At 41.4% G+C, this 25741-nt stretch carries 20 protein-coding genes; 5 read left to right on the top strand and 15 right to left on the bottom strand.

Annotated elements, in window-relative coordinates:
- Positions 1–251 precede the first annotated feature (251 nt).
- A complete protein-coding gene (locus tag VB077_RS10230; protein WP_323415135.1) occupies positions 252–2618 on the bottom strand; it encodes a cyclic nucleotide-binding domain-containing protein in 2367 nt (788 codons plus the stop codon).
- 216 nt (positions 2619–2834) lie between these two features.
- Here VB077_RS10230 and VB077_RS10235 point away from each other — a divergent pair, with 216 nt between their 5' ends.
- Positions 2835–3410, top strand: coding sequence for a flavodoxin family protein (locus tag VB077_RS10235; protein WP_323415136.1), 576 nt, complete (start codon positions 2835–2837; stop codon positions 3408–3410).
- 69 nt (positions 3411–3479) lie between these two features.
- Here VB077_RS10235 and VB077_RS10240 read toward each other — a convergent pair whose 3' ends face one another.
- Positions 3480–4379: an NERD domain-containing protein gene (locus VB077_RS10240; protein WP_323415137.1), complete on the bottom strand. Its 900-nt coding sequence runs from the start codon at positions 4377–4379 to the stop codon at positions 3480–3482.
- A 12-nt stretch (positions 4380–4391) separates the two neighbouring features.
- Positions 4392–6575: a DNA topoisomerase III gene (locus tag VB077_RS10245; RefSeq protein WP_323415138.1), complete on the bottom strand. Its 2184-nt coding sequence runs from the start codon at positions 6573–6575 to the stop codon at positions 4392–4394.
- Positions 6576–6754: 179 nt separating this feature from the next.
- Between VB077_RS10245 and VB077_RS10250 the strand changes: the two genes are divergently transcribed.
- Positions 6755–7177 (top strand): CBS domain-containing protein, encoded by a 423-nt coding sequence (locus VB077_RS10250; RefSeq protein WP_323415139.1) that lies wholly within the window; start codon positions 6755–6757, stop codon positions 7175–7177.
- A gap of 285 nt (positions 7178–7462) precedes the next feature.
- Here VB077_RS10250 and VB077_RS10255 read toward each other — a convergent pair whose 3' ends face one another.
- From VB077_RS10255 to VB077_RS10265, 3 genes are all read right to left on the bottom strand, one after another.
- Entirely contained in the window at positions 7463–8719 is a 1257-nt protein-coding gene (locus VB077_RS10255; protein WP_323415140.1) for a DEAD/DEAH box helicase, read from the bottom strand.
- Between the two features lie 154 nt (positions 8720–8873).
- Complete coding sequence (locus VB077_RS10260) at positions 8874–10118, bottom strand: lactate utilization protein B (RefSeq protein WP_323415141.1); 1245 nt, start codon at positions 10116–10118, stop codon at positions 8874–8876.
- A complete protein-coding gene (locus tag VB077_RS10265; RefSeq protein ID WP_323415142.1) occupies positions 10118–11128 on the bottom strand; it encodes a (Fe-S)-binding protein in 1011 nt (336 codons plus the stop codon). Before VB077_RS10265 ends, VB077_RS10260 begins: the two co-directional genes overlap by 1 nt.
- Positions 11129–11503: 375 nt before the next feature.
- Here VB077_RS10265 and VB077_RS10270 point away from each other — a divergent pair, with 375 nt between their 5' ends.
- Positions 11504–12874, top strand: coding sequence for a citrate/2-methylcitrate synthase (locus tag VB077_RS10270; RefSeq protein WP_323415143.1), 1371 nt, complete (start codon positions 11504–11506; stop codon positions 12872–12874).
- A gap of 89 nt (positions 12875–12963) precedes the next feature.
- On the opposite strand, the gene VB077_RS10275 is transcribed toward VB077_RS10270, so the two are convergent.
- Genes VB077_RS10275 through VB077_RS10290 form a run of 4 tightly spaced genes read right to left on the bottom strand, consistent with a single transcriptional unit; the run spans position 12964 to position 16189 of the window.
- Positions 12964–13557: an HD domain-containing protein gene (locus VB077_RS10275; RefSeq protein WP_323415144.1), complete on the bottom strand. Its 594-nt coding sequence runs from the start codon at positions 13555–13557 to the stop codon at positions 12964–12966.
- Positions 13558–13589: 32 nt separating this feature from the next.
- Positions 13590–14042 carry a YaiI/YqxD family protein gene (locus VB077_RS10280; protein WP_323415145.1) on the bottom strand — a complete coding sequence of 151 codons (453 nt, stop codon included), beginning with the start codon at positions 14040–14042 and terminating at the stop codon, positions 13590–13592.
- 34 nt (positions 14043–14076) lie between these two features.
- Positions 14077–14229, bottom strand: coding sequence for a hypothetical protein (locus VB077_RS10285; protein WP_323415146.1), 153 nt, complete (start codon positions 14227–14229; stop codon positions 14077–14079).
- Positions 14230–14260: 31 nt separating this feature from the next.
- Positions 14261–16189 (bottom strand): ABC-F family ATP-binding cassette domain-containing protein, encoded by a 1929-nt coding sequence (locus VB077_RS10290; protein ID WP_323415147.1) that lies wholly within the window; start codon positions 16187–16189, stop codon positions 14261–14263.
- 143 nt (positions 16190–16332) lie between these two features.
- On the opposite strand from VB077_RS10290, the gene VB077_RS10295 reads away from it, so the two are divergent.
- The gene (locus VB077_RS10295; RefSeq protein ID WP_323415148.1) at positions 16333–17370 is read left to right on the top strand and encodes a hypothetical protein; all 1038 of its coding nucleotides are present in this window, start codon (positions 16333–16335) and stop codon (positions 17368–17370) included.
- Positions 17371–17426: 56 nt separating this feature from the next.
- Here the strand turns inward: VB077_RS10295 and VB077_RS10300 are convergent, their stop codons facing one another.
- Complete coding sequence (locus VB077_RS10300) at positions 17427–19538, bottom strand: EAL domain-containing protein (RefSeq protein WP_323415149.1); 2112 nt, start codon at positions 19536–19538, stop codon at positions 17427–17429.
- Between the two features lie 229 nt (positions 19539–19767).
- Here VB077_RS10300 and pepT point away from each other — a divergent pair, with 229 nt between their 5' ends.
- The gene (gene pepT / locus VB077_RS10305) at positions 19768–21015 is read left to right on the top strand and encodes a peptidase T (protein ID WP_323415150.1); all 1248 of its coding nucleotides are present in this window, start codon (positions 19768–19770) and stop codon (positions 21013–21015) included.
- On the opposite strand, the gene VB077_RS10310 is transcribed toward pepT, so the two are convergent.
- The 4 genes from VB077_RS10310 to htpG form a co-directional block, all read right to left on the bottom strand.
- Positions 20974–22137 (bottom strand): MFS transporter, encoded by a 1164-nt coding sequence (locus VB077_RS10310; RefSeq protein ID WP_323415151.1) that lies wholly within the window; start codon positions 22135–22137, stop codon positions 20974–20976. The two genes, pepT and VB077_RS10310, sit on opposite strands and share 42 nt — an antisense overlap.
- Before the next feature lie 45 nt (positions 22138–22182).
- Positions 22183–22617, bottom strand: coding sequence for a MarR family transcriptional regulator (locus VB077_RS10315; RefSeq protein WP_323415152.1), 435 nt, complete (start codon positions 22615–22617; stop codon positions 22183–22185).
- 88 nt (positions 22618–22705) lie between these two features.
- Complete coding sequence (locus VB077_RS10320) at positions 22706–23539, bottom strand: hypothetical protein (RefSeq protein WP_323415153.1); 834 nt, start codon at positions 23537–23539, stop codon at positions 22706–22708.
- Between the two features lie 159 nt (positions 23540–23698).
- Entirely contained in the window at positions 23699–25546 is a 1848-nt protein-coding gene (gene htpG, locus VB077_RS10325) for a molecular chaperone HtpG (protein WP_323415154.1), read from the bottom strand.
- Between the last annotated feature and the right edge of the window lie 195 nt (positions 25547–25741).

Genomic DNA, 25741 nt, shown 5'->3' on the forward strand with positions numbered 1-25741 from the left:
ACATCTTCAAATACCCCCAAGAAACCGATTTATCTCAATCGTTCAATCAATTACTTCTTTATGCTTAATAATTCAACATTGAGAGATAAATATCCTTCTTATGACGGTCAGGTTAATGGGGTTTTTGCAGTGAAATCATAATATTAATATTTCGGCAAATATTTTCCATTTCCTGCAATACGAATATTTTTCACTGTAATATACGCTCTTCCTTTTGAAAGAGCGTATTATTTATATATCTATTATTGATTTCACTTTTGTTCTGTTTGCTTCTGCTGTTTTACTAAAACAATGATTACGGTGAGAGTTGTTAAAACTACCCCTGTAATTGCAACCATTACCTTCAGGGCCGTTGTTACAGAAACAGAAGCGGCTTGAATTCCGGTAAGCGTTTGACGGCTTAATCCCAACGTAAGGTCTTGGATCCCCGGAATAAAGTTCATTTGATAAATAATATGGCCGGCAAGAACAAACGGGGTTAAGGCAAAAACCAGTTTAATCCGCTTAGAAGCTGCCTTTGTTTTAAAGGGTTTGCCCAGCCACCAGCCTAACAACCCCCCGACGAAAGCAGCGAGAATATAGGCCAGAGTGAATGCGATTTTCCACTGTGTTGCCGGCCAAATCTTTTGCAGAGGTTCGAAATATCGGATAGGAAATAAAATTGCAAACAACATGCCAATGAAAATGGTATAACCTTGATTGACACGCTTGAGATGCCATACCTCTCGTGCAGGAAACCTTAAATTGACTTGGACAGATTCATGGGGACAATTGCGAACACAATTAAAACATAATTTACAATCCAAATTATTATCAAGGTACGGAAGATGCTGCGACATAGGACACCCCTTGATATCGCCTTTTCCAACATAGCAATCAAAAGTCGTACATTTATTAAGGCATACCGCCGGATCTGATCTCACCTCAATCAGTGAGCCGATTGAGGCGGTGCCGATAAAGCCTCCTAAAGGACATATATGACGGCACCATGCATGGTGAGGATATAAAACACCGATTATGACAGCGGCTATTTGAATAATGATCAGCAAGAGTGCAGTATATAGCGGATTGGAACGCATCCCGGTAATAATCTCTATCCAGAAAATCAAAAGGAATAGTGCACTCACAATCAGATAATCATATTTAACGAGTACTTCCGGAACAGAACGATGGAAATGAATTTTATCTTGTACAAAATCCATTACAGTAGAAAACGGACAGATCGTGCACCAAATTCTGCCCAAAAAAGGAGAAATCAGAGATAGGGCCGGCCACCAAAGCCCCCATACTAATGCAAATATCTTCATAAAAATTGACAGATGGGGAGAAAAAATCATACCGCCAATCACAAGAAAGAATAAAAGTGCGGCAATACGCCGTATCCAAAGCAGAGCATTGCTCTTTTTTAATATTCTGTCGATGAACGGCCACCGTAAAAGGTTGATTTTATGACCGACCTGTTCAGAGGTTGGTCCAAAAAAAATCTGTTCAAGACCAATCATATTATCGGTTGCGAGAAAAAAGGAACGTTCAAGAACCTGAATTAGTTCGGTCACATTTCCTTGGCGGTAATGGTGGGATAATAAGATTTGGCTTGCTTCAGGCGTAAGGGTAGGAGTCTTACGATGATTCTTTTGGGCCAATTTTTCGAGAATTCCTTGCGCTAACACCGGAATATCACGTTTACGTTCACGAAGCGGGGTGATCGTATAACGATGAATAAAACACGCCTCCAGCTCAGGAAGAAGCTTATCCTTTGATATCCCTTGTTGGATTTGCAAACTTCCGATTATAAAACAATTTGTGGAATGCATCTTTATTGCCTGTGCTAATATTAACTGCGTTTGTGGTAAAATGTCATCAATTTCTTGAATGAATAAGGTCCCCCCGGCTGCAATATCCAAAAGTTGATCAACCATGTTTCCCCATTGCTGATCAAAGCGACGACCGTCAACAACGACAAAAGGAGCCGCTTCTTGATAAAGATGCTGATGCATATACCAGGCCATCATTTGCCTTCCTGTTCCCCGTTCTCCTCGAATCAGCAAATTTTTGGGCTGTTTTTTTACTTCTTCAAGTTTCCTCTCTACTTCTTTCGTCGTTCTTACGCTTCCCCAAATCCCATAAAACTTATCTTGATATTGAGTAAGCTTAATAGTTGACCGCAAAACTTCCTTATACTTATTATCAGAAAGCATTTGATTCGCTTCAATCAGATCATCTGTTAATTCTCTGATAATGGATTGATAAATCTGGGGCTTTCGGAGCAGGACCTGGGCAAAATCATCTGCCGTTATACTGAGAACATGAGAATTTTCTAAACAGCGCACAGAGTATGGAAAGGGTTTTCCCGTGAGCAAGGAAATTTCGCCAAAAACGCTGTCCGGACCTGCTTCTTTAGTTTCAGAAGTCGCCAATTCACCGTTGCCCTTCGTTACTTCTACCTTTCCTTCACAGAGCAAATAAAAAGACTTAGGCCGCTGTCCCTGCTCAATGATTGTGACTCCTTTAGGGTACGCTTCCCACCTGAAATCACCCGCTATTTCGGCAACTTCCTCCGGTGATAATTGGGAGAAAAAGGGGATCCATGAGAGGTAGTATTCCTTTTCAATTTTCATTAGATCACCTACATATCTAAACATTTTGTTATCTGAATATTCACATCTATCTAAATTATCTTACCACAGCATCCATTCACAATAAATCTCTTTAAGGAATGAATACAATATTCTAATTCACAATGGAGTCTTTTATATACTTCTTTTACTATGTATAATAAAAGAATATATATATAATCACAGATAGCGATCAAAAGAATGGGGAGCGTGCTTAAGTTGAGTAAAGTATTGCTATTATCCGGAAGTCCAAGACCCGAAGGAAATACCTTTCAGGTTTTGAATGAGTGTCTGAAGGTCATAGAAAACCACGGTGTGGAGGCAGAAATAATTAGCCTGGCAGGGAAAAAAACGCAGTCGTGTATTGCCTGCGGAAAATGTGCTGAGCTGAAAAAATGTGTTCTTAAAGACGATGTTAATGAAATTATCGACAAACTCAGAAATGCCCAGGGATTTATTGTAGGTTCACCGGTCTATTTCGGTACTGCACGCGGTGACCTTATGTCTGTACTCCAGAGAATTGGTAAGGTTTCGGGTGCTACAGATCATTTCCTTTCTTGGAAAGTGGGGGGGCCGATTTCTGTGGGCAGAAGAGGGGGTCATACTTCGTCTATTCAGGAAATGCTGATGTTTTACCTCATGAATGACATGATTGTCCCCGGATCGACATATTGGAACATCGCTTTTGGCAGAATGCCGGGTGAGGCCCTAGAGGATGAGGAAGGAATTCGTACCGTTCGTCGTTTTGCCGAAAATGTAGCCCAATTGATCAAAAAAATTTACCCTGAAAAATAATGATAAGAAGATTGACAATTAAAAAGCGGAAGCCTCATCATAATTAGATGGTAGAGGCTTCCGCTTTTGTTATTCCATAGGCGTATGCAGTGGTGTATCTCTATAAGCAGAATTTGGTTTAAGCTGACGCGCAAGTTCTTTTTGGTGTTTGACACAATAGATTTGCCATGCGAATTTATCCGGGTGATTAATACAGTAACGCGCTGTTCGCTCTGATACGGCTTTTTGACACATTCGGCAGCGAATATCTCCATATTTAGGTCTTTGTCGAATTCTCTGCTTTCGGATGTGAGCTGCATATTCGTTGCGAAGATTGATGTCTTGAATATTGATCCGCTCGATCTGATCGTAAAGAGACTGAATTTCTCCCTTACTCAGCACTTCCTGTTGGTTTCGTCTGAGTATCACCGCAAGAAGGTCTGTATCATAAAATACGGACTCAGAAATAACCTTTAAGTCACAACGACGGCTAAACGTTACAAATGAATGAATATGAAGAGTCTCATCTAAAGGAACCCTCTTTCTCAGGAGTTCCAGATGGGCTTGATTCTCGAGGAGCGGATTGGGAAATGTCTTTACACGCCAGCTGATTGACTGATGCCAATTTGGATCAGTTTCTTCGCCGAGGACGATTCCCGATAGATTATTAACTTCTATGATAAAAAGGCCATAGGGGGAAATTACCAGGTGATCAATCTGTTCTAAACTATTTTCAGATTGAATCAATAAATTACTCAATACTTTATAACTTTGAGGAAGCTGTCCTAAGCCGACCTCGATTTTATATTCTCCGATTTCTTCCTTTCTTAGAGACTTGCAGCGAGGTGCACCTCGCTGTTTTACTCTCTTCGATGCAAAGTAATTTGTACTATACTTATTATTCGATGTATTTTGTTCGTTAACCACTGGGATCATTTCATCTTCTTGATAATTATCCTTATTCTTATTCTTTTTCCTCCCAAAAAACAAGATGAGCTCCCCCTATTTCTCGAGTTTGAGCTTGCCAAGAGCATCCGCGAAGGCTGTATTTAAAGGTGTATCCGTTTTCTGTTTTTGCATGTATTTTTGAACGTCTCTTTTGTTGACGGAGACTTTACCCTCCTGTTCCCTCCGTTGCGTAAAGGCGGAGAGTTTTTCCCGATAACCGCAGCTGCACGTAAAGATCTTATGCTCGCCTTCCCCTCTAAGTTCCATCTTTTTATGACATTGGGGACAACGAGCATTAGAATGAATGGATAAACCTTGGCGGTAGCCGCATTCTCGATCCTGGCAAACAAGCATTTCACCACGCTTGCCTTTTACCTTTAAGAGATACTTTCCACAGTTAGGACACTTCGTTCGCGTTAAATTATCATGATGGAAGCTTTGCTCACTGGAAATGACGTTGGAAACTAAGTGTGTTGTATATTCTCGTATATCGTGAATAAAGGGTCGGCTATTTTGTCGTCCTTTACTGATTTCATTGAGCTGTTGCTCCCATTTTGCCGTTAGTTCCGGAGACTTAATATCCGGCGGAACAAGTTTGATCAGCTGAATTCCCTTCGAAGTCGGAATAATCTCCTTCCCCTGTCTCTCCATATAAAAAGAGTTAAATAGCTTTTCAATAATATCTGCCCGTGTAGCGGGTGTCCCTAAACCGCTGGTCTTTTCAAGAGTTTCACGCAAAGATTCATCCTCAATTTCCTGTCCGGGGTGTTCCATTGCCGAAAGAAGCGTAGCTTCGGTATATCGTTTGGGTGGATTAGTTTTACCGGGCTGTAATTTAATCATAAGCGGATTGAGATGATCCCCTATTTTCAAATCAGGGAGACTCTGATCCCGCTCTTCCTGATCATCTTCGTCATCACTCGAATCCAAATCTTCGTAAGCGTTACGCCACCCTTTTTGTTTAATGATCTTCCCTTTGGCCGTAAAGATTTCCCCATGAATCTCCACCTTAAGCGTTGTTTGCTCATACTCAAAGGCCGGCGAAAGAACAGCCAAAAAACGTCGCACAATGAGGTCATAAATTCTCGCTTCGTCCGGATTGAGCTTATTTAAAAATACAGGTTGTTCGGTTGGAATAACTGCATGGTGATCACTAACCTTTGAGTCATCAACTAGACGTTTGCTTGGATTAATTTTGCTTCTTAAAATGCTATGGGCTAATTTCGCATAGGGCCCCACGGCAATTGTCCTTAAACGTTCCGGAAGCGTAGGAACAATATCCGTTGTCAAATGACGTGAATCTGTTCGCGGGTAGGTAATAATTTTATAATGTTCATAGAGCTGCTGCATAATCAATGAGGTCTTTTTCGCTGAATAACCATATCTTCGATTTGCATCTCTTTGAAGCTCTGTTAAGTCATACGCCAGAGGCGGCAGTTCTTTCTTTCCCTCTTTTTTTATATCAATGACAACGCCGGCCTGTCCATTGACTTTTGCCAGAAGTTCCTCAGCCACATGTTCATTAAAAATGCGTGTCTGGTTCTTTTTATCCTGCCAGCGCAGCGTGAATCCTTTGGCAAAGGCATTGATCGTCCAATAGTTTTTGGGTATAAACCTTTTAATTTCATTTTCACGTTGCACAACCATAGCTAAGGTCGGGGTTTGGACTCGCCCTGCAGAGAGCTGAGCGTTGTATTTACAGGTCAGGGCCCGTGTAACATTAAGTCCAACATACCAATCTGCTTCGGCGCGCGATTGAGCTGCTTCATAGAGTGACTCATAGTTCCGGCCGGGTTTTAAATTATTAAAACCTTCCTTGATTGCTTTATCGGTTTGCGAGGAAATCCATAACCGCTTAATCGGCTTATCCCAGCCTGCTTTAGCTAGAATCCAGCGTGCGACAAGCTCACCTTCCCTTCCTGCATCCGTAGCAATAATCAATTCCTGAATATCCGGCTGTTTCAAAAGCTTTTTCACTGCGCCGAATTGTTTTGCCGTTTCCCTGATAACGACTAATTCCATCTTCTTAGGGAGCATCGGCAGATCATCAAGTCTCCACGATTTGTAGCGGTCGTCATAGGCCTCCGGGTCTGCTAATGTCACGAGATGCCCAAGGGCCCAAGTTACAATATATTGGGAACCGATCAAACAGCCGTTTCCCTTTTGATGGCAGCCTAAAACCCTGGCAATCTCGCGGCCGACTGAAGGTTTTTCGGCAAGAACTAAACTTTTTTTCATAGGTAACTCCTTCTATCTATGGTGTGTTCCTCAATTACCGTTTTAAGTGTACTTTACCAAACAAAAGGTTTCAAGCCCGAACGTAGTAATACACATCGAGATTATTCGCATTTCACCTGTATAATTTTTTACCGAGGATCAAAAAATAGATAGAGATTACGTAAAAGGAGGTATATTTGATGAAGGTTCGTGATTTAATGTCTGAAAATGTAAAGTGCGCTGATCCGAATCAATCCCTGGTAGAGGTTGCTCAAATTCTAGCTTCATCTAATATTGGTTCTGTCCCCGTCTGTCAAGGGCAACAATTAACGGGGATGGTGACAGATCGTGATATTTTAGTTCGGGCAATTGCCGAAGGAAAAGATCCCCAAACGACGAAAGTCAGTGAAGTTATGACTAAGGATGTTCACTGTGTTTCGCCGGATACTGATATTCACCAAGCATCAGATCTAATGGCCGAAAATCAGATTCGACGCTTACCCGTTATTGAAAATAATCAACTCGTAGGTGTTCTAGCTATAGGTGATATTGCAGTTCAATCCATTCATGTCGATGAGGCCGGCGAGGCACTTAGCAGTATTTCCGAAAAAGTTTATCAATAACACAGCAATTCCGATTTTTAGGAATAAGCAAGATTCTCATTATGAGTATTAAATATATTAAAGAAGGCTTGAATCCGCAGCTGTACGGTATTCAAGCCTTCTTTTTATACTGTCGGAAAGTATAACCTTCGGTAGTATACTTTCTTCCAGCATAAGTGCAACCAACGGCTTTGCCTTCCTACGATGAATGCCTTTTAGTGCGGCAGGATAAGGCGACTAAGGCTATCGCTTTGGCGCTAGCCAAGTCTTCTTTATCGCTTAAGGCTCGGCGAAGCCGGGTTTTCTTTATTTATGGTGTTGAAGCGTTCTTTGTCGCGATTTCTCATAGTGTCCTTTATGCTGATGGGGTTTTGTCGATATTCCATGTGGCCTAACTTCTTGTTCTTTACGAGGCGTGTGTAAGTCAAGTATTTTTCCATGAGCTAATTTTTTGGGTGAGATTGAAATCTTATAAGTGTTCTCGATCTTATGCAAAAGGTGTACTTCTTTTTCTGTCGCTAAAGATATTGCCAGGCCGCTTTGCCCTGCACGACCGGTTCTTCCCACCCGGTGCAGATACAGCTGTGGGTCTTCCGGAATATCGAGATTAAAGATATGTGTTATATTCTTTATATCCAAACCGCGTGCGGCTAAATCAGACGCTACAAGCAAACGAATTTTACCGGTACGAAAATTCTCCATAGCCTTGCCTCGTTCTCCCTTTTGATAAGATCCGGAGATTCCCTGGGTATATAAGCCGTGATAATTTAGCTTTTCTACCGTCTTCTGAATTTCTTCACTCTTATTAATGAAAATTAACGCGCGTTCAGGCTCCAAATGATGAATCAATTTCCTCAGCATTTCGAACTTATCACGTTGTTCACAGATAAAATAGTGATGCGTAATTGTTGGGGCAACAGTTGCTTTTTCCGACACGCGGACAACAACCGGATCGCTAAGAAAGCTTGAAGCCTGTACCAGGGTTTCAGGGGGAATAGTTGCTGAAAATAAAAGGACCTGTCTATCTTTAAGTGTAGTCTTGATTACCGATTTAACCGTCTGAATATTTTTGTCATCAAGCAACCGATCCGCTTCATCCAGTACTATCGTTCTTAGAGTTTGCGAGGATATCTTTTTCTTCTGAATCAGCTCCAGAATTCGTCCGGCGGAACCGACCAGAATTTGCGGTTTTTCTTTGAGCTTTTCAATCTGACGTATGATGTTGACATTGCCAATGATCACAGCGGATGTAACTGTTCCTCCTAAATGTTGGGACAATCTTTGAATTTGTCGTTGGACTTGCATAGCAAGTTCATGGGTAGGAGTAAGGATCAAAGCTTGATTTTCATTCTTGAGCAGGTCGATCTTTTGGAAAATCGGGAGGAGATAGGCGAAAGTTTTCCCTGAACCGGTTTCCGCTTGACCAACAACATCTTCGTTGGCCAAAATGTGCGGGATCGTTTTCTCCTGGATCTCTGTCGGCTCGACCACTCCTTCTTTTTCTAGGGCTTCGAGGAGCAGCGTATGTATGCCTAATTGTTCAAATGATAAATTTGTTTCCATACTTTATACACCCTCTCTACTTTTAATAACCCATTATGCCCGATGTTCTAATATTTATTATAACGTGTTTTATTGGACATGCCAAATGCTAACAAAAGGTACAAAAAAACTTCCCATCCCATATAGAGATGAGAAGTTTGCCGTTGTTTATTCTTTAATCCAGGACCTGACCACTGGTTAATTGATTTCTAAGCTTGCCAATCATGTCAGGAACATTGATTTGCATACCACAACGTTCCACGCATCGCCCACAGCGCAAACAGGAATAGATTTGCGGTGCTTCCTTATCGAGTCCGCCTGCTACAAACACATCCCAGATGGTTCCGATACCGCCAAGATACGTTTCTCCGAAATGACCTGCTACGACTTCGAATACCGGGCATTCATACATACACCCGCCGCAGCGCAGACAATGTAAAGCTTGTTTATAATCATCATGATCAGCCATCGCACTGCGGCCGTTATCTACAAAGATGACATAAAACTCACGAGGTCCATGTGCTCCATAGGTCGTTACTTTTTCAATATCCCCGGTCTTGCTCGGTCCGGTGATAATGCTTACGTATGCCGGAATAGGATACTGTGCATAGCGCCATGTTACCTCTGCAACTTTCATGGCATCCTGGAAGGTCGGAACAATCTTTTCAATACCTACAAAAAGAAGGTGGATTGGGGGCGCCGAAGTGGCTAAGCGAACATTTCCCTCATTTTCAATTATTACAAAGGCACCTGTATCAGCCGCTACGACATTTGAACCGCTGATTCCGACATCTGCGCTGAAATACTTATCACGCATGAATTCACGGACCACTGCGACTTCTTTAGCGATATCAGGCTCAACTTCCTTTTTAAAAAAATCTGAGAAGATTTCTGCGACCTTTTCGCGGGGAACATGGATCGCCGGAGATAAAATATGCATCGGACGGTCCTTTTTCAGTTGAAGGATAAATTCCCCCAAGTCCGTTTCCCAAACATCATTTCCTTCGTTCTCAAGGAATTCGCGAATGTGGAGTTCCTCACCTAACATGCTTTTGCCCTTAACGACTGTTTTACCGGTACCAATGATTTCCTTAGCAATCATCAAGGCTTGATTTTTGTCTTTAGCATAAAATGCCTTGCCATGATTTCGTTCGACAGATTCCATTGCCTGTTTGAGCAATTCCTTTTGATGAGCAACTGAATAATTCTTGATTTCACGGACTTCAGCTGCCAGTTCCGGAGTATGGGGATAACGAGCCATTGTTTTCGAGGTTGTTTCTCTGTAAGCTTTGACAGCACGTGAAATGGCTTTGCGAATATTTTCATCATCGCTTGCTTGTTCAAGATATTTTGTATAATCATTAAATTCATCTTGTAGATCTTCTGCTTCTTGCTTCTGTCCTCTTTGAAAAAAACTCATTATGCGATCCCCCTATATAGAAATTCAATTAGATCTATCACTTGATTCTTATCATTTTTTTCAAGGGCTCCCTCAAGCGCAGATAAACAATAAGGGCAAGAGGTCAGTATAAGGTCTGCTCCGGTAGCCTTTAATTCATCAACGCGCCGTCCGGCCATTGTATGTGAAAGTTGGGGGAAAACAATTTTAGTGGGACCGCCGCAGCAAGTCGTCCATTCTCCGTGCTGCTGTGCCTCTCTAAATTGAACTCCTGAGGCAGTTAAGATATCGCGCAGTTCTTGTGTAATATGAAGCTCACGCGCTAAACGGCAGGAATCATGGATAACCACCGTGGGAGCGTTGGGAACAGGTTTTAGATTATGTCTTTTTTCCCAAACAAGTTCGACAAATGTTTTAATTTCTACATTTAAATCAATCCCCACTTTGGGATATACAAATTTAAGGACTTCAGCAGCGTGAGGAGATAGACAAACCAGTGTTTTAGCTCCGCTTTTTTGTATGACTTGCTGTACGCGTGGAGCATATTCTTTTAAATCGTCCCAATACCCCAATTCATAAAGGAGAGCGCCGCTATAAAGTTCCTCATCGCCGGAATAGCAGAGCTGATAACCTAAGGATTGAAGAAGGCCGGCAGCCTTGCCGCAAATCGTTTGAAAACGCTCTTTATCCGAGGCTAGTACAGATGCATACATCTTTTCGGCGCTGATTCCAACTTTATCAAGAATGTTGCGCGCACCGATCATCATAGAAAATGCCTTACTTCCTTGGTCCATGACCGTCATTGTCTTAACTAAAGAATCGATAAAAGGAAGTAACTGATATTCGCCTCCCGTATAGAACAGCAAATCACCGGTCTTAGGTAAATTCATGCCTTTTGCCCATGAACCGACTTCGGTTCCCTTTAACGCGAGTGGGTTTCCGTGTTTCAGAATATTTCCTCGAATAATTTCCAATGTTGCCGGAAGTTTTCGTTCAACATGGTTTTGTGCTTCTACCGGTTGTGTTGCCATTAATTCCACCCCTTCACAATCTATACGATAATTAATTTATTTATAAATTTAAACGTTGTACATGTATAATTTATCGAAAAATTGAATGCCAGTAAATAGGTTTTTAGAATGTATACAGGGATAATTTAGCATATTATGGTCATAAACCAATCTTTTCAATATTACCACTTTTTTTCTATACAGTCTATCGTGTTTTTTCGATTATTTTTTCGTGACAATTCCTTCTTTAATGGATTAAAATATGGCTCTAAAATGTTATCTATGATTATATTTTTTAATTGACAGTGTTCTCTGTGACAACTTATAATAAATCATAAGTTGTTGGGGGTTAAATGTATCGTTATCCGTAATCCATTATTGAAGGAGATAAAAGGAATGGAAGCTAATGAAAAAAATCAATTTGATGAAAAAATTCTCGGTGAACTCAGCAACATAGTCCTAGCAAAGGGTCCCATTAATCCCGAACTTTACAGAAAATATGAAGTTAAACGCGGTCTGCGTGATGCTGATGGAAGAGGTGTGCTCGTCGGGTTAACCGAGATTGGAGAGGTTCACTCCTATATTCTTGATGAAGGGGAAATGATACCCGTTCCCGGCCGTTTAATATACCGCGGCTACGATATTCTTGATCTTGCTAAAGGCTTTATGGAAGATGGCCGCTTTGGTTTTGAAGAAACAATTTACTTATTACTCTTTGGGAATCTTCCTTCTAGTCAGCAGCTTGCAGATTTTAAGCAGCTTCTTACCAACAATCAGAAACTTCCCGAGAACTTTGCCCGAGATATTATTTTGAGCGCACCAAGTAAAGATATTATGAACGGATTAGCTAGAAGTGTCTTAGCTTTGTATTCTTTTGACGCCAATCCTGACGATATCTCAATTAAAAATGTTCTAAAACAATGTATCAAATTGATTGCCTTCTTCCCCTCTTTGGCAGCCTATAGTTTTCAAGCCTACTCCCATTACTATGGTAATAAAAGTTTAGTGCTTCACAGTCCTCAACCCCATTTAGGTTTGGCTGAAAATATCCTTTATATGTTAAGGCCCAACCATAAATATACAGAGTTAGAAGCTAAACTTCTCGATCTTGCGCTTGTCCTCCATGCCGAACATGGTGGTGGTAATAATTCTACCTTTGTGACCCATGTTGTAACCTCAACAGGTACTGATACGTATTCGGTAATTGCCGCGGCCTTAGGCTCTCTGAAGGGACCAAGACATGGTGGAGCCAATCATAAGGTTATTCAAATGATTGAAAATATCAAGGAAAATGTCAAGGATTGGGAGGATAATGCGGAACTTTCAGCATACCTTGATCGTCTTCTTACAAAAGATGCGTTTGATCATTCCGGCCTGATTTATGGGATTGGTCACGCTGTTTACTCCATCTCTGATCCAAGAGCAGTTATTCTTAAGAGATATGCCGCTATGCTTGCTAAAGAGAAAGGGCTTGAACACGAATTTAATCTCTATGCCAAGGTTGAGGAACTTTCCCAGAAAGCAATCGCAAAACACACCCATTCAAACAAAGCGGTAAGTGCCAACGTTGATTATTATTCCGGGTTTGTCTATCGGATGCTTAATCTTCCGCTTGAAATGTTCACACCGATTTTTGCACTCGCTCGAATAGCCGGTTGGAGCGCACACCGCATTGAAGAAATCGTGAATAACGGCAAAATCATTAGACCCGCTTATAAAAGTGTTGAGCCCCGAAGATTGTACGTTCCTCTTAACGAACGAGGTTGATAATATTTATCGAGTTAGAATAAAAAAGAGCGAGAATAAGGTAATAATACCTAATTCTCGTTCTTTTTTATTCTAACTATCCCCATAAACTATGGCTTGAGCATCCCCTTAGCAACCGCTGTTTCAATTAAATCTGTTGCATATTCCCAGATTTGAGGAGCCCTGGTCCGCGCGGGTTCGATTCTTTTATGAACCTTTTCACTGACAACCCCGGGTTTCTTCCACGTATGTCCCCCCGTATTATAATTCAAAAGCAAGGGCTGAAAACGATCCAAGCTCGCCGCAAAGCCTGCTTCCGGTGTTTCCATTGCTTCAAATTCGCACCAAAGTTTCATCAATTCTTCCGCTTGATCCGGGGGAAGGATATTAAAGATGCGTTCTGCCGCTTTTTGTTCCCGGTCTGCTTTATCCTCATAGCCCTTTTCATCGTAAGCAAACGTATCCCCGGCATCTATTTCCACTAAGTCATGGATTAAGACAAGTTTAACTACATGGAGAACATCGACATTTTGCTCAGCCGCATATTCGGAAAGCAGAATAGCCATCATAGCCAAGTGCCAGGAATGCTCTGCATCGTTTTCATGTCGCCTCGTCCCGATGACAAGATTCTGACGATATATCTGTTTGAGTTTATCAATCTCTATAATAAACTCAAGTTGCTTCTGAAATCTTTCGTTATTCAATATGATTTACCACACTTTCAAAAAATCCGGTTTCAGCGGTCTGGCTGCGTAATTGCCGCCTCAATAAGGCGGCGAAGACATTGGCTGAACGCATGATCATCCTCTTCTGTTCTCTTTCTGGGTCCCTTTGTTCTTCCTCCGGCACGTCGATACTTCGCTTTAATTTCTCGTTCTTCAAGCAGAAAATCAATCGATTCAGAACGATACTCCTTTCCCTTGAGTCCCATCGCATAGGCGCCTTTACCTAACACCATTGCCGCAAGGCCAAAATCCTGGGTAATGATAATGTCTCCGGCTTGCGTGACATTAAGAATTTTAAGATCGGCTTCTTGCGAATTATCCCCTACGGTAATATGGTGTTCGGAAATAATATGATGATCGAAGCCGGCGACCGTCCACACTTCGATTTGATACCTTGATCCCAGTTTAAAGCATATCTGCAGCGCAGATTGCGGACAAGCGTCAGCATCCACAATAATCTTCATCAGCGCAGTCCCTTTCCGTATCAAACTCTCCGGGCTATTTATCAAACATACCGCCTTGCTTAAATCGCTTTATACCCTTCCGTTTTTCCCCTATCTTTTTATCAGCCTTCTGCGGCATTCCCTGTTGGGCACTCTTTTTCTTCTTTTCGGCAATGACCTTTTTCATCTGCTCAACCATATCATCCATCGTTTATGATCCTTCTTTCTCTTATTTACTCTTATTTACTCCGGGCGATTTGTTCTGCCAGTTCATTCAAATACGTCCAGCGCTCCATCAGTTCATCAAGCTTCTGTTCTAACAGCTGCTGTTGACCTATTAGCTCACTTAGTTTGCCATAATCACTGCCTGCTGCATTCATTTCCTGATTGACTTTGGCGAGCTCTTCTTCTTTTTGGGCAATTAAACCATCAATTTGTTCGAATTCACGCTGTTCCTTATAGGTCATCTTAAGAGAACGTTCCTTGGGCGGCTGCTGCTTTAACTCCTTGGAAGGAGACGATTTTTCACGATTATCCGTTGGAGGCAAGGATGAATCCTCCGGTCTTTCTTTGGCTGCTTGTTCTTGATATTCGGAGTAGTTTCCCACATATGAACGAATTCTACCCTGACCTTCAAAAGCAAAAATTTTCTCCGCGACCCGGTCAAGAAAATAGCGATCATGTGAAACCGTCATAACTGCACCCGGAAACTCTTCAAGATATTCTTCGAGAACGCGCAAAGTCTGAATATCAAGGTCGTTGGTAGGCTCATCAAGGAAAAGAACATTGGGAGCTCCCATGAGAATTCTCAGCAGATAAAGCCTGCGTTTTTCACCGCCCGAAAGATCCCCGATAACACTCCACTGCAGCGAAGGCGGAAACAAAAAGCGTTCTAACATCTGTGAGGCCGTAATAACCCCGCCGTCTCCGGAAGGGAGCACTTCGGCAATTTCCTTGATATAATTGATCACCCGTTGCTGAGGATTCATCTCTGTATTTTCCTGGGCAAAAAAGCCGATTTTAACGGTTGGCCCCCATTCGATCTCTCCCTGAGTCGGTCGTAAGCGGCCTGCCAAAAGATTTAATAGCGTTGATTTTCCTCTTCCATTCGGTCCAATGATGCCAATCCTGTCATTTCTGGCAAGAATATAACTAAAATCTTCGATAACGGTTCCCCGATCGGGAAATTCGTGATGAAGATGACGGCACTCTAACACTTTCTTTCCTAAGCGGCTCGCCCCTGCTGTTATCTCAACCTTCCCTACAGCCTCTAAGGGCTTATCAGCGGCCAATGCATTAAAACGTTCAATGCGTGCCTTTTGCTTGGTGGACCTGGCCTGAGCTCCCCGCCGAATCCAAGCGAGCTCATGGCGATAACGGTTCTGCCGTTTACGCTCCAAGGTTTCCTCCAGCTCTTCGCGTTCTGCTTTAAGCTCTAAATAACGGGTATAATTACCCGGATAGGGATAAAGTTTGCCTCGATCAAGTTCAAAAATCTGATTTGTCACACGATCCAGAAAATAGCGATCATGAGTAATCATGATCAATGCGCCTTTACGGTTATTTAGGTACTGTTCCAGCCAGGCCACCGTTTCATTGTCGATATGGTTCGTTGGCTCATCCATAATCAGCAGATCGGAAGGATTGATCAACGCACCGGCCAAAGCAACACGTTTGCGCTGCCCCCCGGACAGGCAGCCCATAGGCGTATCAAATTCCAAGATTCCAAGCCTCGTCAAAATCGTTTTCGCTTCGCTCTCCAATTGCCAGGCATTTTCAACATCCATCATTTGTCCCAGATCAAGCAGTTTCTTTTGGTATACGGGATTTTGCGGATCTCGGTTTAATTTTTCGAGTGCCCGTTCATAATTCCTTAACAATTGCATAAGAGGAGAATTTCCCCGAAAAACCTGTTCCAATACGGTTACGTCTGCCTGAAAATCGGGGTCCTGGGGCAGATACTCTAAGCGCACATCATTGCCCTTAACGACTTTTCCCTCTTCAGAAGTCTCCAACCCCCCTAAAATTTTCATCAATGTCGATTTCCCGGTACCATTGACACCGATTATTCCGATCTTATCTCTATCTTGAATACCAAAGGAAATTTTGCTGAAAAGGACTTTTGTGCCATAACTTTTCGTCAAGTTCTCTGCAGTTAAAAGATTCATCCTCTGCTTCTCCTTGTCCCACTCTTTTTAAGCTTTAATTATATCATAGATTAAGCTAACTTAACCTAATATTCCCTTTGGCCCCTCCATCTAAAAGTGTTAAAATTAGTGATAATCTACTAAAAGAACTGGAGCTAAAACCGATGAAAAAAATTCTTGTTCTTTTTCTGTTATGTTTCATAACTTTTACCTACTCTTCGCAAATGCAAACTGAATTGAAGAGGATTTATCAAAGTGAACCTGTTCAAGAAGCTACAAATTGGGTTGAAGACTTAATCAACGAAAACGGCTTAGATCGGAAGTGGGACGAAGCTAAGCAAACGACATTGGGAACCACACTGCAAGTTGTTTCAGGCCTAAGCAGTGATAACCCTGCCTTAGAAAAATCAATGAGGCTGCTGGAATACCATCTGCAGCACCGGATTAACGCCTTGCCTTCTATCAGTTCTTCGTCTCTAAAGCTGGAAGTCAATCCTAAACTTACACTCTATGCCGGGGACAGCGGCGTAACCGAAGAATCCCTAAAATCGGCAAGCTCCTTAATTATGGACTACGCTCTGCCCATACTTCAACACAATATTGATCTTAATCCGAAAAAGATGACCGAAGTTGTTTTCTATACCAGTCCGGAAATGTATGGCAATGCACTTCTGAAAGCAGGTCTCTCAGAGCAAGAGACTGCCGCCATTGTGGAACAAACAGGAGGAATCACTGTTAACTCATCAATCTGGGTTCCATTATTTAACCTTAAAGGTAATGCGGAACTCGCCAATATCCTCACTCATGAGCTTAACCACGTCTGCTTTAATCAGGCCGGGATCGGAAACGACCTTCCGCTATGGCTGAATGAAGGAATTAGCTGGCATAATGGTCTTGCTGCTCAAGCAAAAATAAGTCCTAAGCAAACCCAGTTAGAAATTAAACTCCAAACTGCAAGTCTAAAGAAGATCGCTCAAAATGGGAACCTTCTCCCCTTAAGTAAAATTGATCAAGGACTATTTACGGCTTCCTATAATGTTGAATTTCAAGGATATTTAGCCACAGAGCAATTGATTGATAAGTATGGTCTTGCACATTTTCAAATCTTTCTCGGACAAGTGCCTGCACTTGGAGTTGAGAAAAGCTTTCAGCAGAATTTTGGCCAAACCCTGCGAGAATATGAAAATGAATTTTCAATATAATTAGGAAAAATAGGGACTGTTGTAATCATTCTACAACAGTCCCTATATAAACCCATTTATTCACTTGTAACCGGATTTGAATTTTGCTTTTGATGGGCCATATTAAGGAGAATTTTCATGTCCTGAGCAGGCACCGGGCGGGATATCAAATACCCTTGAATTCCATAGCATTCTTTCTTTCTCAGAAATTCAAGCTGGGCTTCTGTTTCCACGCCTTCCGCAATTGAAGAAAAGTTAAGCTCGCGAGCTAATTCAAGGATCGTCGAAACAATCACTTCATTTTCAGAATTATTTTGACTATCACGAATAAAGCTTTGATCAACCTTTAAAGTATCAATGGGAAAACGTTTCAAATAATTTAAAGAAGAATAACCGATTCCAAAGTCATCAATAGCGATATGGGCACCTAATTCCTTTAACTGCTCTAAAACCCGGCAAGTCTGCTCAACATTATGCATGGCCACACTTTCGGTTATCTCGAGTTCTAGCCAACGTCCCTCCATCCCTTCTTCTTGGAGGATCGTTTTTATTTGCTCAACAAGATTTTCTTCTTCAAACTGACGTGCCGATAGGTTAACGGCAATTCGAAGCGGTAAATAGCCTTCTTTTTGCCAAGTTACATTTTGGGCTATAGCTGTACGCAAAACCCATTCGCCGATAGGGATAATCAGGCCCGTTTCTTCAGCAATGGGAATAAACTTCATAGGTGGTATTAAGCCTGCATCAGGATGATTCCAGCGTATCAAGGCTTCTATTCCTAGCAGACTGCCCCTGGCCACATCAACCTGAGGCTGATAAAAAAGTACAAATTCATTACGTTCAAGCGCTTTTCTCAAACTTTGTTCCAGAGTTAAGCGATTTCGGGCTTGAATACCCATATTCGACTCATAAATCCAATAGCGGTTTTTTCCATTTTCCTTTGCCTTATACATAGCCAAATCAGCATAGCGTAAAATTGTTTGCGCATCCACTCTTTTATCAGAAGCGATTGCAATCCCCACGCTTGAAGATAAATACAGTTCATGGCCTTCTAAGAGAATGGGCATCCGGATAACGTTAAGAATCCGCTGTGCTACATCTTTGGCATCCTCAATATGGATATTGGGCAGAAGTACCGTGAATTCGTCTCCTCCCATTCTTGCAACAGTATCTTCTTCGCGAATACACGAAGCAATTCGCTTTCCCACCTCTTGTAAGAGCTGATCACCTGCAGTATGTCCTAAAGTATCATTAACATCTTTAAAACGATCTAAATCCAAATAGAGAACAGCCAATGTATTTTCATGCCGCGCTGCATGAGCTAAAGCAATCTTCAACCGATCAAGAAAAAGATATCGATTCGGAAGATCAGTCAGCGCATCATGATAAGCCAGATGTTTAATCCGTTCTTCGTTTTCTTTGCGTGTGGTTAAATCACTTAAAATAGCTGCATATTGAACCGTTTCCCCACGATCATCCTTGATGGCACAGATGGTAAGCCATTCCGGATAAATTGCACCATTTCTTCGGCGATTCCAGATTTCCCCCTGCCACCCCCCTTTTTCAAGAAGAGAATTCCACATTGTGCGATAAAATTCTTGATCATGTTTGCCGGAACTTAAAATCTTTGGATTTTTTCCTAATACTTCTTCAGTTTTGTAACCCGTGATTTCTTCGAAGGATTGATTCGCAAAGATAATATTACCCCTAGAATCTGTCACTAATACACCCTCTAAGGTGTTCTCAAAGATTTTGGCAGCCATACGCAGCTCTTCGATATCCTTAAGTTTTTGGGTTACATCTTGTTTGACCGCAATGTAGTAAGATTTCTTTTCCGGTTCAAAATAAACCGGGGTAATCGTCATCTCTTCGGTATAAAGGGTTCCGTCTTTTTTCCGGTTAACAATTTCACCGTGCCAAACTTTATCGGCTTTAATCGTTAACCAAAGATCTTGATAAAACTCCGGTGGATGCATATTGGATTTTAAGAACCGCGGGTTTTTACCAAATATCTCTGTCAAATTATAACCTGTTAAAGTAGTGAAAGCTGAATTTGCCCATATAACACGGCCTTGAGCATCTGTTATCACGATTGAATTTGCAGCTGCTTCTAAAGCCGCAATTTGTAATTGACTAAATTTCCCCTGCTTAAATTTGGAAAGCGGTTTTAGCCGATACTTTTTTATCATTACCCATCGCCTCTCTGGTAAGCCAGTCCTGGTGTGACTCAATTTCCTATGATGCGATTTATTTAGAATAATTACAAAGTTAATATAGAACATTATACCTTATTTGATCTTAATTATCACTCGTTTTTTTAAAGAATTATTATTAATATATTACAAATTTTTTTCACTTTATTGTACATTTCTCAGGAATTGTGTCAAACTATTAATAAAAAGAAAACGGAGGAAGACCATGACAGTCATTGAACGATTTCTCAAATATGTACAGATAAATACACAATCCAATGAAGAATCAACCTCTATCCCAAGCACTTCATGTCAGTTTTCATTGGGTAAAGTATTAGTTGAAGAACTCAAAGATTTGGAACTAGCGAGCATAAAACAGGATAATAAAGGATATGTTTATGCGTTTCTTCCCTCAAATACCAACTCAAACGTACCTTCAATCGGTTTTATTGCTCATATGGATACAAGTCCTGATCTATCAGGCAGCCATGTCTTACCCCAGATCATTAAAAACTACTCCGGCGGTGATATTATCTTAAATCCCGCTGAAAATATTATCCTATCACCAATCGATTTTCCGGAACTCAAAACCTATATGGGTCATGATCTGATAACAACAGATGGAACAACCCTGTTGGGCGCGGATGATAAGGCTGGTATAGCCATAATCATGGCGGCACTCAGCTATTTACAAGAACACCCGGCAATTCCGCACGGCAAAATCTGTATTGGCTTTACCCCTGATGAAGAGATCGGCCGCGGGGCAGATCATTTTGACGTAAATGGATTCGGGGCAGACTTTGCCTATACGGTTGACGGGGGACCTATCGGTGAATTGGAATATGAAAATTTCAACGCGGCCAAAGCGGTTGTCAAAGTTCACGGCCGCAATGTACACCCCGGCAGTGCAAAGGGAAAAATGATAAATTCCCTGCTATTGGCTCAAGAGTTTATATCCCTTCTCCCGCCCGAAGAAACCCCCGCACATACCGAAGGTTATCAAGGGTTTTACCACTTAGGCAGCATCCATGGAGATGTCGAGGAAACTAAGATCGAATACATTCTTCGTGACTTTGAACGTCAAGGTTTAGAACGCCGTAAAGAACTCATGAAAAAAGTTCTTAACCGGTTGCAAGAAAAACACGGGGAAAAGTGCTTTACATTAGAAATCACGGATCAATACCAAAATATGCGCGAGAAAATAGAACCTGTCATGCATATTGTGAAAATTGCTCAACAAGCCATGGAAGAAGTCGGCGTAGAACCCAAAATTTCACCGATTCGCGGCGGAACGGACGGAGCCAGGCTGTCGTATATGGGCTTACCGACGCCAAACCTGTTTACAGGTGGGCATAACGCGCATGGCAAGTATGAATTCATTCCGACCTTTGCCCTTGAAAAAGGAGTCGAAGTTGTTCTTAAAATTATTGAACTATCCCACCTCGTAGCTGTCCAATCTTCTTCCAACGATTAGAACTGTACTCAATAGAAGAATAGCACCGATCACATAGGGTAATTGGACCGCTAGACCAAATAGGGCTCCACCAATAACCGGTCCCAAAATTCGCCCCAAGCTTGCAAAGGATTGAAATATTCCGAGTGAAGCCCCCTGACTCCGAATGGACTGTTTCGTCACAAGAGCAGAACTGGTAGGGGTTATTAGAGAATTCCCAACCATAAAAATAACAGTTGCGAGAACTAAAGTTATAATATTCGGTGCCAAAAGGATAAAGATCAAACCGAAAGCGCAGAAAAATACTCCTGCTTTGACAAGTTTCGCATCTCCTACGCGTTTTACCAATCTGCCGATTAAGCCCCCTTGAACAATAACCCCAACTATACCAAGGATAGCAAACGTTGTTCCCATCTCTTTCGGACCGAACCCTACTTTAACTGCTGCCAGCATTGCAAATGTGGTTTCAAACATGGCCATGGTAAAACTATTGATAAAGTTAAAAACATATAACGGAAAGAGAGTATCCTTAGTTATTTCCAAACCGAGATGGGGGATCTTCTTATCAGTTGGGGTGCTTGATTGTTTTAAGGTCTCCGGTAAAAAGGCCAAAGCAAAAGGAAGAATAGCCAGAGCTAAAATCCCGGCAACAAAAAATGGGGTTGAAAAACTGGAATGTCCTAACCAGCCCCCTATTGCCGGACCGAATACCATGCCAAGACCCATCGCTGCGCCAATCATTCCCATGCTCTTCGAGCGATCCGCCCCTTCTGTGATATCCGCTAAATAGGCCATCGAAGTCGGCAGTGTTGCGGATGAAACAACTCCGGATAATGCGCGAACTGCAATCAAAAGCCATAGATTATGGATAAAACCGAATAGGATAAACGTCAATCCGTATCCGCTTATACCAATCATCAATACAGGTCTGCGTCCGATACGGTCAGAAAGACGCCCCCAAAAAGGAGCAAAGAAAAACTGCATAATCGAATAAGCGGACATAAAAAGTCCAAGGGAGAATGCATTTCCCCCCAGATCCTGAACAAGATAAGGCAGAATGGGAATTACAATCCCAAATCCAACCATGACAAAGAATTGGACTAAAACGATGATAATCATCGGGCGAATATATTTTTTATCCATGTATCTAACAATCCCCTCTGTAGCTAATTATTTATATATTATTTTTCAGGTTACGTTATCTTCCAGCTCTGTTAAAACCCGTAGGATTCGGGCAAGGTGCCGATTAAAGACTTCTATTTCATCTTCTCCTAACTGTTCTTCCATTTTATGATAAACATCAAGCATTCTTTCATTTAAGAGATTTAACTGCTTACGACCTTCCTCAGACAGTTGGATCACAACCAACCGACGATCCTCTTCACTTCGCTCCCGCGTAATCAAGTTTTGTTTAAATAACCGATCCACAAAGCCGGTTACCGCCCCCAAGGTAACCCCAAAATGTTTTGCAATTTCCGAAGGGGTACAGCTATTACTTCGCTCAATATAATTAAGAAAATGAAACTGATGGAGGGAAATAGATCCATCCTTAGCCTGCAAACAGCGTTCAAATTTTTGACCGATCATATGCAGCATAACTTGGGTTTCATAGAATTTTTGCATGTCTTTTTCACCCCTTTACGGGGTTAATTATATACTACATAAACAATTATAACAATAAAGTAATAATCAATTTATAAGATTTATAAAATTAAAAATCTAAGAATTCAATACATGAGGGAAAAAACAGTTCTAAAACAGTCTCCAACTCCGAATCTTGTAACCCATCGTTTACAAGAAAAACAGGAAGCGTTTCTGACCTAAACGGTGTATTTTGCTTTATCCATTGTTGCAAGGCGTTAGAATAACAGAAGACATCTTGTAGTCCAAGCTGACGCTCAAGCAGATAATACAGCACCGATAAACTCATCTCATCTAAGAAGGCTGCCTGTGAATAACCCTCTCGTTGCCGCTGATAAAATTGTCGTAAATATATAATCTTTGAATCATCCCATTCCGGATGATTTTGAAAAGCATAAGCATTCGCTAGAGTTTCTTCAAAGCATTCAACTGTTCCCCAGAATTGACAATACTTATCCCGTTTATAATTTCTGTAATAGGAATACTGTAATTCTGAATTCTTGTGTTTCCGAGCATGTGCACTGCGTTCGACAAAACATTCCATAAGATAATGAAAGGCGCCATGGGATTGAATACATTCTAAAGCAAACGGATGTGCTTGAGCAATTGGGAGTTTCGTAGTTTCTAAAATATTAAGCAGGAAGGCAGCAAAATAGCTCAAATATATATATAAACCGTACTCAGTTCCATTGAAATGATACGGACAATAAGTAGCAATCATATCTAAATTCTCACACCGTTTTTCGCTGAAATACGGCTCTGTCCAGCTTAATTTCTGTTTAAACCACTGTATCGGTTTACGTTGCAGCCGCTTGATTGCCAGCCTGGAAAGTTCTAAGGTTTCCCAGTCCGGCACAGAATAAATAGTATCTAATCCCGTATCGGGATGTTCAAATTTATTCAATAACCTTCCCCTTGCTTTCCTAAGGCATATTCTTAAGAAAACATATGCGGTAGATCTATTCCCCAGACCAATAGCTCTTCTTCATATTTAATATAGATTAATGAAAAGCCGGTACCTCCTATAATACAAGAAGTACCGGCTTAACTAATATCGATTAAATTACCCTAAGGCTTTTTCCAAAATCTCATTGAGACGGTTAACCATGCCACGCGGATCTACAATAATTCCGGCGGCAATTTGAGCATTTGCAAAAAGTTGATCCACCGCAACCTGAGCAAAAGAATCCTCTTGCTTGCGCAGCTCATTAAGGCGCAGAATCAATGTATGTTTAGGATTGATTTCGAGGATACCGGCGGGAACATCCTGTAAATCCCGATTCATTAATTGCATCATTCGCTGCATACTATGTGTTCCATACGGGCTAAGAATAAGGGCTGGGCTGTCAATCAGACGTTTTGATTCACGAATTTCTGTAACTTTCGTTCCAAGCCGTTCTTTTAACCAGTCCATGAACGTTTTAAGTTCGTCCCCTTCCAGGCCTTCGGTTCCATCCTCTTCTTTATCGTCACGCGTTAAATCGAGGTCTGCTTGATCGGCAGAAATCAGCTTTTTACCCTCGTATTCCCCGACCGTCATTAGTATATAATCATCAATTGAATCATGAGTATAAATCACTTCATAACCTTTATCTCTGAAAACTTCGAGATAAGGACCTGCTTCAATGACTTCACGACTCGGGCCATTGACATAATAGATTGCTTCTTGTCCTTCTTTCATTCGGCTTACATAATCCGACAAAGAAAGCAGGTTATTATCTTCTGTTTGTGAAGAAGACTCAAATCGCAGGAGCTTCATCAGTTGATCCCGATGCGTGAAATCATTTGCTGCGCCTTCTTTAAGGAAGATTCCGAATTCCTTCCAAAATTCCTTGTATTTTTCGGAGTCATTCTTCGCTTGTTCCTCAAGAAATTTAAGAAAACGAGTGGTGACTACCTTATTTAACTTCGCTACTAAAGCGCTATCCTGCATCGTCTCACGAGAGATATTTAAGGGGAGTTCCTCGCTGTCGACGACACCCTGTACAAAGCGCAGCCATTCAGGGAGGATATCTTTTGCTTGAGACTGAATGAGGACTTTTTTACAATACAGATTTATACTGGGTTCCATTCGCCCAAATCCGAGCTTTTCAATATTATTCTTAGGTACAAATAAAAGCGAATTAATATTGATCGGAGCATCGGAAGAAAAATGGAGACGAAAAAGGGGTTCATCATAAGCATTGGCGATAAACTTATAGAATTCGTTATATTCCTCGTCCGTGATTTCATTCTTATTTTTAGTCCAAAGGGCCTGAACTGTATTAACATTCTCCCCATCGACACTTACAGGATAAGGAACAAAGCTCGAGTATTGCTTAATCACCCGTTTTACATTCTCCGGTTTAGCATAATCTTCTTCCTCTTTTTTTAAGTGGAGAACGATTCGGGTTCCACGCGGTAACTCTTCTGTTTCCTCAATAGTATAGCTTCCCTTCCCATCCGATTCCCAGATATAGCTCAAACCTTCCGGATGGTAGGAACGCGTGTACAGGGTTACCTTTTCAGCAACCATAAAAGCGGAATAAAAACCAACCCCAAATTGGCCAATCAGATTTAAATCTTTTTTATCCCCTGCTTCTGCTAAATTTTGAACAAAAGCCTTAGATCCGGAATGGGCAATCGTTCCGAGATTTTCGGTTAATTCTTCCTTTGTCATTCCAATACCCGCATCGGTGATCGTCAGGGTGTGCTCATCTAGATTAGTGGTAATTTTAATTTCTAAGGGAATATCCTTGTCCTTGATATCTTGACCGGAAATCTGTTGGAAATGAAGTTTCTCCATTGCATCCGATGCATTGGAAATAAGCTCTCTTAAAAAAATCTCTTTGTCAGTGTAAAGTGAGTTAATCACAATATCCAACAATTGCTGGATTTCAGTTTGAAATTCCTTTGTTTCTGGTGTACTCATTTCGTTTGCCTCCTGAAATTGTCCGCTTCTAAATTAAGGTATCGTATTAAATCGTATTAATATATTATTATAGTCAATATTAGTCAGACTTCAAGATTAAGGATAGAGAAAATAATAAAGTACGAAAAATTGTCGTTATTATATGATAAAGTAAAAGAAACACGTCTATAAAATACCAATCATATGGAGGGACAT

It is taken from the genome of Desulfitobacterium sp., assembly GCF_034927245.1.
Classification (GTDB): Bacteria; Bacillota; Desulfitobacteriia; order Desulfitobacteriales; family Desulfitobacteriaceae; genus Desulfitobacterium_A.

Excerpts from the sequence above, each read along its gene's own strand:
- VB077_RS10295 (WP_323415148.1), top strand. The coding sequence starts at position 16,333 with ATGAAAAAAATTCTTGTTCTTTTTCTGTTATGTTTCATAACTTTTACC.
- VB077_RS10315 (WP_323415152.1), bottom strand. The coding sequence starts at position 22,617 with ATGCAAAAATTCTATGAAACCCAAGTTATGCTGCATATGATCGGTCAA.
- VB077_RS10260 (WP_323415141.1), bottom strand. The coding sequence starts at position 10,118 with ATGAGTTTTTTTCAAAGAGGACAGAAGCAAGAAGCAGAAGATCTACAA.
- pepT (WP_323415150.1), top strand. The coding sequence starts at position 19,768 with ATGACAGTCATTGAACGATTTCTCAAATATGTACAGATAAATACACAA.
- VB077_RS10310 (WP_323415151.1), bottom strand. The coding sequence starts at position 22,137 with ATGGATAAAAAATATATTCGCCCGATGATTATCATCGTTTTAGTCCAA.
- VB077_RS10300 (WP_323415149.1), bottom strand. The coding sequence starts at position 19,538 with ATGATAAAAAAGTATCGGCTAAAACCGCTTTCCAAATTTAAGCAGGGG.
- htpG (WP_323415154.1), bottom strand. The coding sequence starts at position 25,546 with ATGAGTACACCAGAAACAAAGGAATTTCAAACTGAAATCCAGCAATTG.
- VB077_RS10290 (WP_323415147.1), bottom strand. The coding sequence starts at position 16,189 with ATGAATCTTTTAACTGCAGAGAACTTGACGAAAAGTTATGGCACAAAA.
- VB077_RS10245 (WP_323415138.1), bottom strand. The coding sequence starts at position 6,575 with ATGAAAAAAAGTTTAGTTCTTGCCGAAAAACCTTCAGTCGGCCGCGAG.
- VB077_RS10285 (WP_323415146.1), bottom strand. The coding sequence starts at position 14,229 with ATGGATGATATGGTTGAGCAGATGAAAAAGGTCATTGCCGAAAAGAAG.
- VB077_RS10255 (WP_323415140.1), bottom strand. The coding sequence starts at position 8,719 with ATGGAAACAAATTTATCATTTGAACAATTAGGCATACATACGCTGCTC.
- VB077_RS10280 (WP_323415145.1), bottom strand. The coding sequence starts at position 14,042 with ATGAAGATTATTGTGGATGCTGACGCTTGTCCGCAATCTGCGCTGCAG.
- VB077_RS10230 (WP_323415135.1), bottom strand. The coding sequence starts at position 2,618 with ATGAAAATTGAAAAGGAATACTACCTCTCATGGATCCCCTTTTTCTCC.
- VB077_RS10250 (WP_323415139.1), top strand. The coding sequence starts at position 6,755 with ATGAAGGTTCGTGATTTAATGTCTGAAAATGTAAAGTGCGCTGATCCG.
- VB077_RS10265 (WP_323415142.1), bottom strand. The coding sequence starts at position 11,128 with ATGGCAACACAACCGGTAGAAGCACAAAACCATGTTGAACGAAAACTT.
- VB077_RS10270 (WP_323415143.1), top strand. The coding sequence starts at position 11,504 with ATGGAAGCTAATGAAAAAAATCAATTTGATGAAAAAATTCTCGGTGAA.